Origin of the sequence: Bradyrhizobium amphicarpaeae (assembly GCF_002266435.3) — a bacterium.
Lineage (GTDB): Bacteria > Pseudomonadota > Alphaproteobacteria > Rhizobiales > Xanthobacteraceae > Bradyrhizobium > Bradyrhizobium amphicarpaeae.
Map to the genome: position 1 here is coordinate 4,147,309 of NZ_CP029426.2, position 12,367 is coordinate 4,159,675.

A 12,367-nucleotide genomic window follows, 5' to 3' on the forward strand; every position below is an offset into this window, starting at 1 on the left:
CGAACGTCCGGACGCGCGCTCCGGCGGCGTCCGGCTATCGATGGCCCGCGTGAAGGCTAAATTAGCCCGCCAGATACCGCTCGTAGCTCCCCGTCACCGGCTCGCTGGCGTCGACTTCGGGATCGAGCGTGTAGAGATCCTGCGCGCGGCCGATGCCGCGCAGGGCGTAACGGCCGGTGGAGACGAGATAGCGCCGCCCGGCGGCATCGAGGCCCTGATAGAACTCGGATGAGGCCAGCAGTTCGCGGTCGACCGAGCGGCTCATCGAGGCGATGCGGCTGACCTCGTTCACCGTCGGGCCGACCACGGTGAAGTCGAGCCGGTCCTCGCTGCCGATATTGCCGTAGAAGACCTCGCCGACATGCAGGCCGATATAGGCCGACGTGGTGGGACGGCCGTCGGCCTCGCGCCGCTTGTTCAGCGCCGCGATGTTCTTGCGGAACAGATGCTCGGCGCGCAGCGCGGCGCGGCGCGCATCGGCCATGTCCTCACCCCAGAACATCGCGAGCACGCCGTCGCCGATCAGCTTGAGCACGTCGCCGCCGGCCTCGTGGATCGGGTCGATCACGGCCTGCGCGTAGTCGTTGAGGAACGGGATGATCTCGTCGGGCGCGATGCTCTCGCTGATCCCGGTCGAGCCGCGCAAATCCGAATACCACAGCACGGCGTTGATGCGCTCGGTGACGCCGCGCGAGATGCGCCCGCGCAAGACCTGCTCGGAGGCGTCGCGGCCGAGATAGACGCGCCCGAGCGTGCGGGCGATGTCGACCTGCTGCGCCGATTTGATCGCGAGCCCCAGCACCGGCACGAGATCGCGCAAAGCCTCCAGCTCACCGTCGCTGAAGCCGCTGTCGCGGCGCGTTGTCCAGCAGGAATAGAGGCAGTCCATCAGGCCGAGCGCGCCGTTCTCGCCGAAACGGTGCACGAAGGCGAGATAGTGCTTGTGGCCCTTCTCGGCGAGCTCGCCGATCTGCGAGAAATCCAGCGACGGCGCCTCGGCGAGATCGATCACCATCTCGTCGTGGCCGTTCTCGAGCATGTGGAAGAACACCGAGCGGCGCCAGCTTGCGGCGGCATCGCCGTCGGCGGTCGAGCCGTATTCGAACGCGTCGCTCTCGTTGCTGGGACGGTCGCTCCAGCGGAAGCCGCGGCCCTCGTAGATCGGATGCAGCGTGTCGATGACGACCAGCGCGCGCGACAGGTCGAGCCCTTCGGCGCGGCAACGCTCGCAGAATCCGCGGAGCAGATCGATTTCGGGAAGGCCCGTGAGCCCCTGGCCGGTCAGCCAGTTCATCAGCGCAAGGCGCGAGGTCAATTGCATGCGCCATTATGGCGTGCATTCGTGACGAGCGGAAGGCCGCGTGCGAACGTCACGTGACCAAGGCTCCCTTCCGCTGCGGGTCGAATATGCCGCAGCCGCGGTTGACGCGCTGTCGTTGCCGCTGCAAATGGAACCGATGACACCGCCGACCAGAAACTCGGGACTATGAGCCAGCGCCAGCTTCCGATCATCCTCGCGCTCGGCACCACGCAGACCCTGGCCTGGGCGTCCAGCTATTATCTGCCGGCGCTGATCGCCGATCCCATGGCGCGCGACCTCGGCGTCTCCTCCAACTGGATCTTCGGCGCGTTCTCGGCCTCGCTGGTGATCTCGGCGATGCTTGGGCCCCGCATCGGACGGCAGATCGATCTCGTCGGCGGCCGGCAGGTGCTTTCGGCCTCGAACCTGACGATCGCGGCCGGCCTCGCACTGCTTGGCTTTGCGCATTCCGTCCCGGTGATGGTGTTCGCCTGGCTCGTGCTCGGCATCGGCATGGCGATGGGGCTCTACGACGCCGCCTTTGCCGCGCTCGGGCGCATCTACGGCACCGAGGCGCGCAGGCCCATCACCGGCATCACGCTGATGGCGGGCTTCGCCTCCACCGTCGGCTGGCCGCTCACCGCCTGGGGCCTCGCCCATATCGGCTGGCGCGAGACCTGCTTCGCCTGGGCCGCCGCCAACATCCTGATCGGCCTGCCGCTGAACTTCTTCATGCTGCCCGCGATCAAGGGCGCCAGGCAGGCGGCGGCGACGGCCGAGAAGCCGCATCTGCCGCTCGACCGCACCATGGTCCTACTCGCCTTCATCTTCGCTGCGGTCTGGACCGTCACCGGCGCGATGGCCGCGCATTTCCCGCGTATCCTCGAGACGACAGGGGCGACGCCCGCCGAAGCCATCGCGGCCGGCGCCTTGATCGGCCCGGCGCAAGTCGGGGCACGCATGTTGGAGGCCGGCTTCCTCAGCCGCTTCCATCCCTTGTGGTCGACGCGGCTTGCCTGCCTCACCCATCCGATCGGCGCGGTGATCGTGGCGATCTTCGGCGGTGCCGCAGCGAGCGCGTTCGCGCTATTCCACGGCTCGGGCAACGGCATTTTAACGATCGCGCGGGGCACGCTGCCGCTGTCGATCTTCGGCCCGAAGGATTTCGGCTACCGTCTCGGCATCATCGGCGCCCCCGCACGCATGGCCCAGGCGGTGGCGCCGCTGGCGTTCGGCCTGCTGATCGACGTGATGGGCGCCAAGGTGCTGATCGTCTCGTCCGCGCTCAGCCTGTCGGCGCTGGCGGCCTTGTTCCTGATCCGCACGAGCGCCCGGCCCGATTGACCGCGCGACGGCTTTCGCGCACAAGCGAACCATGAGCCAAGACAACAGCCCGCCCCGCACCTTCAAGGGACTCCTGCGCTGGGCGACCACGCCGCCGCAGGCCTGGGGCGTCTATCTCCTCGCCATCATCCTGGTATGGCTGGTCTCGTTCTACGCCGGCACGCTGAAGCCGAAGAAGACGCCCGAAACGAGCCCGCCCACGGTGATGGCGCCGAAGAGCTAAGCCGGCTTCGCCTCGCTGGTCGCGATCCAGATGCCGGCGAACACCGCCGCCAGCCCGATCAGAAGATTTGGTGTGATCGGCTCCCCGATCAGCAGCGCCGCCAGCAGGGCTGCGGCAATCGGATTGACCGTCATCGTGTTAGCCACCCGGGTCGGGGTTGCCCGCGCCAGCGCCATGACCCAGAGGATGAAAGCGAGCGCACCGCCGCCAATGCCGAGATAGACGCCGGCGATCCACTGCGCCGGCGTGAAATGATCGAGCGCGGCGAAACTGCCTTTCGCCAGACCGGCCAGCACCAGCACCGCGGCCCCCGCGCCCATGCCGACGGTGAGAAAGCCGAGCGCGCTGGAGCGTTGCATCAGCGGCCGCGACAGCACGTTGTAGAACGCCATGCAGAACACCGCGCCGGTCATGATCAGCTCGCCGCGCCAGGCGCCCGGCGGACTTTGCGAAAGGCCCGCGGCGAGCGCCGCCGCCACGCCGAGCACGGCGATGCCGACGCCGGTGATCTTGCGCGCGGTCAGTCGCTCCACCCCGAGGATCGCGCCGACCACCATGGTGTGCAGCGGCAGCGTCGCCAGCGCGAGGCTGGCGCGCGCAGCGGTCGTGTAGGACACCGCGATGTTGTAGAGAATGAAGAACAGGCCGAAAAAGCAGATGCCGAGCAACGCCACGGCCGGCCAGTCAGCGCGCGGCGGCCAGCGCACGCGAAGCAGCAGCGCGCATGGCAACAGGCAGAGAAAACCGATGCCCCAGCGCAGGATCGCCAGCAGGATGGGATCGGCGCCGCCGACGAGATAGCGGGTGATCGCCGCAGCCGTGCCGCCGAGGCTGCTCGAGACCAGCGCGATCGCAACCCCGAGCCACTCCCCCACGCATCGTCCCCCATCGCGGAGCTTTGCGGGGCGACTAACACACTCCTGCTGACACCGCTGTGGCAACAGGGGGTCAAGCGCTAGTCGTAAAACTCCGGCGAAAGCTTCTGGCTGTCGCGCTGAGCCTTGTCGTGATTGATCCAGAGCTGCGCCTTCTCCTTGGCCAGCGTATCGGCGATCTTCTGCATCGAGGCCGACGTCTGGTCCTTGTCGACGTTCATGCCGGGCACGCGGCGATTGTCCCAATTGTCTTTGAAGTGCACGGCATCGCCCGACAGCACCACCGCGCCCGTCTTGGGCAGCCTCACCAGCAGCGACTGATGCCCGGGCGTGTGGCCGGGCGTCGACAGGATGGTCACGCTGCCGTCGCCGAACACGTCCTTGTCACCGGTGAGCAGCTCCACGGGGTGCGAGGGCTTGAACCGCGGCGCGTTGTTGGCGCCCGGCCAGTCATATTCGGCCTTCTGCACGTAGAGCATCGACTGCGGGAACAGCTCGACATTGCCGGTATGGTCCGGATGGGTGTGCGAGACCGCCATGGCCTTGACTTCGTCCGGCTTGACGCCGAGCTGCTCGAGCTGCGCTTGCAACGTCTTCGGCCGGCGCCAAGTGACGGCCTTGGGATCAGCGGGCACGAGACCATTCGGCATCGCGGCGACGGAATCGGCGATGCCGGTATCCCACAGGAACCAGCCCTTGGCGTGCCTGATCAGATAGCAGGTGTCGACGAAGTCCATCGTCTTGCCTTCGTTCAGGCCGGGCGTCCAGCGCGAGATGTCGCCCGCGGTGCCCTCCCCGCAATTGAGCACGTAGAGTTTTTCGACACCGCTCTTGTCCGATTGCGCCAGCGCCGCCTGGCCTGACAGCGCCAGGCAATGGCGAGAGCGAGCTTGGTCCTGCGCATCATGTGTCCTCCCTGGCAGCCGTGCAGGCCGCGACCGAAGATCAACCCCGGCCGCGCGGCAGAATTCCGGCCATCTCAATGCGGGCAGGTCTCGACCTCGACCGTGACGTGGCTGAGGCCCTTCAATCCCGCGAGCCGCCGCTTGTAGATTGCCGGCTGCTTCGGCGTGTCCGACACCACCGAGAGCAGCACGGCGCAATGGCCGGGGCCGACCTGCCACAGATGCAGATCGGTGACGCGATCGTCGCCGACCTCCATGCGGGCGCGGATCACCCGCTCCAGCTTCTCGTCGGCGCGCACGTCGAGCAGCACCGCGCCCGAAGTCTTGACCAGGCCGAACGCCCAGCTCGCGATCACCGCGCTGCCGATCAGGCCGACGGCGGGATCGGCCCAGACCCAGCCCGAATACATGGCGACCGCGAGCGCGGCGATCGCCAGCACCGAGGTCGCGGCATCGGCCATGACGTGGACATAGGCGGCGCGAAGATTGTTGTCGTGATGATGGTGGTGGCCGTGATGATCGTGGTCGTGATCGTCATGGGCATGGCCGTGCTCATGACCATGATGATGAGCATGGCTGTCGCGCAGCAGCCACGCGCTGGCGAGGTTGACGCAGAGCCCGAGCACGGCGACCGCGATGGCCTCGCCATAGACGATCGGCACCGGCGTGAACAGCCGCAGCACGCTCTCATAGGCGATCTCGACCGCGATCAGGCCGAGGATGATCGCGCTGGCGAAGGCGGCGAGATCGCCGAACTTGCCGGTGCCGAAGGTGAAGTGCGCATTCCCCAGATGCCGCCGCGCGAAACGATAGGCAAAGGCGGCGATGCCGAGCGCGGCGGCATGGGTGCCCATGTGCCAGCCGTCGGCGAGCAGCGCCATCGAGCCGAACAGCGAGCCGGCGACGATCTCGCCGACCATCATGACCAGCGTCAGGACCACCACGAGCCAGGTCCGCCGCTCGTTCTCGTCGTGCTTTTCGCCCAGGAAGGCGTGGTCATGGGTCCATTGCTCGATGGAATGCGAATGCATCGAATTCTCCAGGAGATTCATATCTGCCGAGGCGCATTATAGACCGCTGGACAGCAGTTTTCTAAGGTCCAATTTGTTCCCCGGATTGACAGCGCGTCCTGGTTTCGATGTAATCCGCGCCATGGGGGTTTGAGCGATCTCCCCACGAGGCGACATGCCCAAGTATCGCGTCCCGTCTGATTTATGCGAGGACGCATCATGTCACCATTCACGACCATATCACCCGATAAATTGGCACGCCTGATCGGCACGGCGAACGCGCCTGTCCTGATCGACGTCCGCACGGAAGAGGATTTTGCCGCCGACCGGCGACTGATCCCGGGCTCGATCAAGCTCAGCCACGAGACCGTTGCGGAATGGGGCGCCGAATTTGCCGGCCGCTCCGCCATCGTCTCCTGCCTGCGCGGCGCCAAGCTCGCGCAGGGCACGGCCGCCTGGCTCAGGCAACTCGGCGCTGACGCCGAAACTCTCGAAGACGGCTTCGAGGGCTGGAAGGCGGCCAAGCTGCCGCTGGTCGACTCGTCGAAACTTCCGCCGCGCGACGCCAGGGGCCGCACCGTCTGGGTGACGCGGGCGCGGCCCAAGGTCGACCGCATCGCCTGCCCCTGGTTGATCCGCCGCTTCGTCGATCCCAACGCAGTGTTCCTGTATGTGGCCCCGTCCGAGGTGGTCGCCGTCGGCGAGCGATTCAACGCCGCTCCCTTCGACATCGAGAACGTGTTCTGGAGCCACCGCGGCGAGCTCTGCACCTTCGACGTCATGATCGAAGAATTCGGCATCGCCACCCCGGCCCTGCTGCGGCTGGCCACGCTGGTGCGCGGCGCCGACACCGCGCGGCCCGACCTCGCCCCGGAGGCACCCGGCCTGCTCGCGGCCTCGCTCGGGCTGTCGCGGATGTATGACGACGACCTCGCACAGCTCGAGGCCGGTATGACGCTGTACGATGCCTTCTACCGCTGGTGCCGCGACGCCACGGCCGAGAGCCACAACTGGCCGACCAATAAGGTGAAGGCGTAATGGACACCCGCAACGTTCAAGCAGGAGCTGATGCCGGTCACGGCGTCAGCTTCGACGAAGCGTTTCGCGTCTGGCTTCGCGTCGCCTGCCTCAGTTTCGGCGGGCCCGCGGGCCAGATCGCGGTGATGCACCGCATCCTGGTCGAGGAGAAGAAGTGGATCTCCGAGGGCCGTTTCCTGCACGCGCTGAACTATTGCATGCTGCTGCCAGGACCCGAGGCGCAGCAGCTCGCGACCTATATTGGCTGGCTGATGCATCGCACCGCCGGCGGGCTGATGGCGGGCGGGCTGTTCATCCTGCCCGGCGTCATCGCCATCATGGGCCTCAGCATCATCTACGCGACGTTCGGCAATGTCAGCTTCGTCGAGGCGCTGTTCTTCGGGCTAAAGGCCGCGGTGCTCGCCATCGTCGTCGAGGCAGTCGTTCGCGTCGGCAAGCGCGCGCTGAAGAACCGCATCATGATCGCGCTGGCGGCCATCGCCTTCGTCGCGATCTTCTTCTTCGCGGTCCCCTTCCCGATCATCATCCTCGCCGCCGGCATCATCGGCTATGCCGGGGCCAGAAGCGGCCGGCCGGAATTCGCGCCGGCCGGTCACGGCCATGGCGGCAGCAACGCCGTGGTCGACAGCATGCTCGGCGACGCAGTCCCCGATCATGTGCGTCCCGACACCGCGCGCACGATCCGCGTCGGCGCTTTATGGCTGGCGCTCTGGTTGGTGCCGGTCGCCGCATTGCTGATCGCGCTCGGCCAGGGCAATGTGTTCAGCCAGATCACGCTGTTCTTCTCGAAAATGTCGCTGGTGACTTTCGGCGGCGCCTATGCCGTGCTGGCCTACGTCGCCCAGCAGGCGGTCGAGCATTATCACTGGCTGAAGCCGCACGAGATGCTCGACGGCCTCGGCATGGCCGAAACCACGCCGGGCCCGCTGATCATGGTGCTGCAGTTCGTCGGCTTCATGGCCGCGTTCCGCGATCCCGGCGGCCTGTCGCCGTTACTGGCTGCCACGCTCGGCGGCCTGCTCGCGACCTGGGTCACCTTCACGCCCTGCTTCCTCTGGATCTTCGTCGGCGCCCCCTACATCGAGCGCCTGCGCGGCAACGCGGGTTTGGCCGGCGCGCTCGGCGCGATCACCGCCGCGGTCGTCGGCGTCATCCTCAACCTCTCGATCTGGTTCGCGCTGCATACGCTGTTCCGCGAAACGGTGCCGGTGCACGCCTTGCCGCTGAACTTCGACAGGCCGGTGCTGACGAGCGTGGATGTCCCGGCGCTGCTGCTGGCGATCGCGGCGGCCACCGCGATCTTCCGGTTCAAGCTGGGGATGCTGACGGTTCTGGCGGGGAGCTGTGCCGCGGGCGTGGCGCTGAGGCTGGTGGGGGTGATTTAGACTCGTAGGATTGAGTAGACGAATCCCATCATGCCTCGTCATCGGCGGAGCGATTGATGGGTTTCGCTTCCGGTCCAGGGCAGCCCAGGCCTGTTCAGCTATTAAGTCGAGTGCCCGTCGGGCAAAACAGCCGACCAATTCCGCCATGCCGCCCGTCAAGCCCCAGCGTACAAAATATTCCACTTTACCGAATTTCTGATTTGCCGTACAAGCAGATTACCCCGGCCCAAGACAAGGGGCGGATCGCGATCGTCACGAACTGCGGGCTGGGGTGCGATGGACGCGACGGCGTCGGGCGTGATGGGCATTGCAGGGCGGGCAACCGTGAGCAATGGCCGTCGCGCATACGACACGGCGCCGACAGCGTCTTCGCATGGCTTCGGGGGCGAGCACACGCCACCCCCCGGATTCCCAGCGAGGACGTGCGCGGACGGAGAAGTCGTGTGGTCCCGACGCCCGAGGTCTGGCGTCAAGCCTTAGCGGTGATGTGGCGGCCCGACCGGGCGCGCGCATCAGCCATCCGCAAGGCGACGGGGGCAATAGTGCAACGCTCCCCGAGGAGAGCACGAAGGACACCGTTAAAACCATTCGCGCAGGGAAGGCCGGGCGACCGGCACACCTGTGGTCCACCCCGTGTGCATTTCTATCGCGCACGGATCTCGGGTGCCAGCCGGCGCCCGGCCTTCCCTGCGCCCTTGTCTATTTCGAGGGCGGCACATGAAGCAAAACTCGGGCGGGATGCGCCGCGAGAAGACAAAGGCGCGTCTGCTGTTTCGAGTGTGAATTGGAGAGCGATGCCCTCGCCCCTCGCTCCGTCATTGCGAGGAGCCCTTGCGACGAAGCAATCCAGACTGCATCCGCGGAGGGATTCTGGATTGCTTCGCTGCGCTCGCAATGACGGCGTTGATTTAGCGTGCACAAATCTATCGCCGTCACCCTGTCGCTGCTCAAATATCGAAGAATCCCGTCTGTTCATCCTCCGAGGCTCCAGGCGCGATGCCGTTGCATCGCGCCACTCGCGCCTCAGGATGACGGAACAAGAGGAACCGGGCGTGGCGGCCTTACCGCATCATCATCCGCGCGATCGCTTCCCCGATCACCACCGTGGTGAAATGCGTGTTGGCACGGCAGTCGGACGGCATGATCGAGGCGTCGGCGACGCGCAAGCCGCTTATCCCCTTCACGGTGCCATCGGGATTGACCACGCCGTCGGCATCCCCAGCGCCGCTCATGCGACAGCTGCCGGCGGCGTGCTGGATGTCGCCGGTCTCACGGCGCAGCACCGCGTCGAGTTCGTGATCCGGCAGGCCGGCGGCCTGCGGCAAGGTCAGATCGGTGTCGGCAAGCCTGATCCAGTCGGCGATGCCGGACAGTGCCGGCTGCGACGTGATCACCGCAAGCCGTCTCACCGCATCGATCATGCGCAGCATGTCGCGGGGATCGGCCAGCATGTTCTCCTCGACGATCGGGTCGATGCACGGATCGGGCGAGGCGAGCTTCAGCGTGCCACGCGAGTACGCATTGAACAGCCCCGCGCCGATCGCCCCGGAATTCCCGATGCCGCGATGGTTGAAGGCGATCAGGATCATGTCGCGCTTGCCGCCGTCGGCAAGGCCGGAGGAATAGGTCACGCAGCAATTGGTGTGGCGGGTGTCCGGGTCGGTCGGCCGAAGCTCGTCGCGGAGCTGGATCGTGGCGCGAAACAGCGGATGGTCGAAATAGTGGCGGCCGACCGGCAGGTCGCGCGCGACGCCAATTCCCATCGCCTTCAGTTCCTCCGCCGGGCCGATGCCCGAGCGCAGCAGGATCGCCGGACTGTGGATGGCACCGGCACAGAGCACGATCTGGCGGGCGCTGATGTCCTGGGTGCCCTGCCCCTCGATGACAACGCGGACGCCGGTGGCGCGGCCGTCGCTGATCAGGACACGATCGACCAGCGCATGGCCACGGATCTCCAGATTGGCGCGGTCGCGCGCGGGCTCCAGATAACCCTCATTGGTGCTGATGCGGCGCAAGTCGCGGCTGTTGATGGGATAGCAGGCGACGCCCTCGCCATCGGGGCCGTTGAGATCGGCACACCAGGGATAGCCGCTCGCCAGCGCCGCATCGCGCAAGCCGCGATCGATCGGGCCCCATTTGTCCAGCGGCGCGCGATAGACCGGCAGCGGTCCGTCGCGGCCGTGGCCCTCGGCGTCGCCGAACTCAAAATCGTCCTCGATCACGGAGAACAACGGCATCACGTCCTTCGCCGACCAGCCGGTGCAGCCATTGGCCGCCCATTCGTCGAAGGCGTCGGCAACGCCGCGGATCGCGATCTGGCCGTTCATCATCGAGCTTCCGCCGAGCCCCTTGCCGCGCCAATAGAAGCGCGGCTCCTGCCCGGCCACCCGGCGCGATAGGAGATCGGGCCACTGCCATTTCTCCTGATACTCGCGCTTGTGGATGATCGGGATGGGATTGGGCGTCCGCACCTCCCACGGCGCCTCATCGGCACGCCAGTCCAGCCCAGCTTCCAGCAGCAGCACGCGCCGGGCCGGATCCTCGGAGAGCCGTGCCGCAACAGCGGCGCCGGCGGAGCCGCCGCCGACAACAATGACATCGTACATCGCGTTACTTCTCAACGTTCCAGAACACCGGGATGGCAGAAGGTATCAGACCCTTCAGGGTGGCGCGATAGGCCGCGGGCTGCGCGAACTGGCCCCACGGGATCGCGGGGGCCTGATCGTACATGATGCTCTGGATCTCGCCCGCGATTTTCTTGCGGTCCTCCTCGGCCGGCGCCTTGGCGAACGCTTCCATCAACGGCGTGATCCGCGCATCGCATTGCCAGCCCGTGAAGTCAGCGCAGTTGAAGGCGACCATGACGTTGGTCAGCGGCGAGCCGAGATCGAAACCGCCGGCATGAACGCCATAGACGCTCCAGCCCTCCTTCTTGGCGCGGCGGGCCAGCACGCTGGCCCAGTCCATCACCTGGAGATCGACGTTGAAGCCGGCCTGCTTCAGCCGTTCGGCCAGCACCTGCGCCGAGACACGCGGGGCTTCGAGATCGTTGGCCTCCATCACGATGACGGGCTCGCCGGCATATTTGGTCGCCTTCAGCGCGGCCTTCGCCGCCTCGATCGACGGCTTCGCTGCGGCTTCCGTGCCCGCCTTGCTCTCATAGGTGGTGCCGCAGGTGAAGTATGTCGCGCAAGGCGTCGCGTATTTCGCATCGAGGCCGAGCGCATCCAGCACCTCGCGCTGGTCGACCAGCTTCCACAGCACGCGCCGGATCGCGCGGTCGTCGAACGGCTTCGATGCCGCGTTGAGGCGATAGGCGCCCGCGAACATGTTGCCGCCGGTGAAGTTCACGAGCTTGACCTTGGAATTCTTCTCCAACTGCGGCAGCAGATCGAACGGGGCGTATTGCATGAAGTCGACTTCGCCGGCCTGCAGCGCGGACGCCGCGGTCGAGCCGTCGGGAATGACGCGAATTTCGAGCGTGTCGACGTTGACGCGCTTGCCGCCGGCGAGGAAATCGGCGGGTTCTGGACGCGGCACATAGTCGGCGAACTTCTTCAGGATCATGCGATCGCCGGTGCGGTGATCGGCCTTGCTGTAGACGAACGGGCCGGAGCCGACGATCTCGGTGATGCGCTGGTCGCCGGGCGTTTTCGCAATGCGCTCAGGCATCATGAAAGCGACGGGGCTGACGGGATTGCCGAGCGCGTCGATGACGAGGCCGGAGGGCTCCTTCAAATTCAGCACGAAGGTTTTCGCATCGGTCGGCTCGAGCGAGGCCGTGATCGCAAAGATGCGGCGGCCAAGCGCGCTGCGCGTGCCCCAACGGCGCAACGAGGCCACGCAATCGGCGGCGGTGACCGGCTGACCATCGTGCCATTTCAGGCCGTCGCGCAGTGTGAAGCTGTAGGTCAAACCATCGGCAGAGACTTTCCAGTCCTGCACCATCTGCGGCTTGATGTCGCCCTTGGAATCCTTCGCGAACAGCGTGTCGAACACCATGTAGCCAAACGTGCGCGTAATATAGGCGGTCGAGAAGTGCGGATCGAGCGTGACGATCTCAGCTTCGAGCACCGCGACGAGATTGCCTGCTGCATGCACAGGCGCTGCGACAATCGCGAGCCCGAGCAGCGCGGGAATGAAAGTCTTCAGTTTGAACATTGGTTTTCTTATTGCCTTTCGACGAGACGTTTGCAGTCTCCAGGAAAAAGCAATGTTCGTGCCCGTAAGGCACAGGCACTCATGCGCTCACGACTATCTGCCACGCGTTTGAGGGGATGCGGACGG

Annotated in this window: 10 protein-coding genes; 4 read left to right on the forward strand and 6 right to left on the reverse strand. The window is 66.2% G+C overall.

Annotated elements, in window-relative coordinates:
- Positions 1-61: 61 nt before the first annotated feature.
- A complete protein-coding gene (locus CIT40_RS19275; RefSeq protein WP_094891844.1) occupies positions 62-1,321 on the reverse strand; it encodes an adenylate/guanylate cyclase domain-containing protein in 1,260 nt (419 codons plus the stop codon).
- 165 nt (positions 1,322-1,486) lie between these two features.
- On the opposite strand from CIT40_RS19275, the gene CIT40_RS19280 reads away from it, so the two are divergent.
- Positions 1,487-2,644 (forward strand): MFS transporter, encoded by a 1,158-nt coding sequence (locus CIT40_RS19280; RefSeq protein ID WP_094891845.1) that lies wholly within the window; start codon positions 1,487-1,489, stop codon positions 2,642-2,644.
- A gap of 31 nt (positions 2,645-2,675) precedes the next feature.
- Positions 2,676-2,867, forward strand: coding sequence for a hypothetical protein (locus CIT40_RS19285; protein ID WP_094891846.1), 192 nt, complete (start codon positions 2,676-2,678; stop codon positions 2,865-2,867).
- On the opposite strand, the gene CIT40_RS19290 is transcribed toward CIT40_RS19285, so the two are convergent.
- The 3 genes from CIT40_RS19290 to dmeF form a co-directional block, all read right to left on the reverse strand.
- A complete protein-coding gene (locus tag CIT40_RS19290) occupies positions 2,864-3,742 on the reverse strand; it encodes a DMT family transporter (RefSeq protein ID WP_094891847.1) in 879 nt (292 codons plus the stop codon). The two genes, CIT40_RS19285 and CIT40_RS19290, sit on opposite strands and share 4 nt — an antisense overlap.
- An 80-nt stretch (positions 3,743-3,822) precedes the next feature.
- Complete coding sequence (locus CIT40_RS19295) at positions 3,823-4,614, reverse strand: N-acyl homoserine lactonase family protein (RefSeq protein WP_094892057.1); 792 nt, start codon at positions 4,612-4,614, stop codon at positions 3,823-3,825.
- 107 nt (positions 4,615-4,721) lie between these two features.
- Complete coding sequence (dmeF, locus tag CIT40_RS19300) at positions 4,722-5,678, reverse strand: CDF family Co(II)/Ni(II) efflux transporter DmeF (protein ID WP_094892058.1); 957 nt, start codon at positions 5,676-5,678, stop codon at positions 4,722-4,724.
- A 198-nt stretch (positions 5,679-5,876) separates the two neighbouring features.
- Here dmeF and CIT40_RS19305 point away from each other — a divergent pair, with 198 nt between their 5' ends.
- Positions 5,877-6,695: a chromate resistance protein ChrB domain-containing protein gene (locus CIT40_RS19305; protein WP_148667216.1), complete on the forward strand. Its 819-nt coding sequence runs from the start codon at positions 5,877-5,879 to the stop codon at positions 6,693-6,695.
- Entirely contained in the window at positions 6,695-8,080 is a 1,386-nt protein-coding gene (gene chrA, locus CIT40_RS19310; protein ID WP_094891849.1) for a chromate efflux transporter, read from the forward strand. The genes CIT40_RS19305 and chrA overlap by 1 nt, the downstream gene beginning before the upstream one ends.
- A gap of 1,061 nt (positions 8,081-9,141) precedes the next feature.
- On the opposite strand, the gene CIT40_RS19315 is transcribed toward chrA, so the two are convergent.
- Both CIT40_RS19315 and CIT40_RS19320 read right to left on the reverse strand, forming a co-directional pair.
- Positions 9,142-10,686: a GMC family oxidoreductase gene (locus CIT40_RS19315; protein WP_094891850.1), complete on the reverse strand. Its 1,545-nt coding sequence runs from the start codon at positions 10,684-10,686 to the stop codon at positions 9,142-9,144.
- 4 nt (positions 10,687-10,690) lie between these two features.
- The gene (locus CIT40_RS19320) at positions 10,691-12,241 is read right to left on the reverse strand and encodes an ABC transporter substrate-binding protein (protein WP_094891851.1); all 1,551 of its coding nucleotides are present in this window, start codon (positions 12,239-12,241) and stop codon (positions 10,691-10,693) included.
- Between the last annotated feature and the right edge of the window lie 126 nt (positions 12,242-12,367).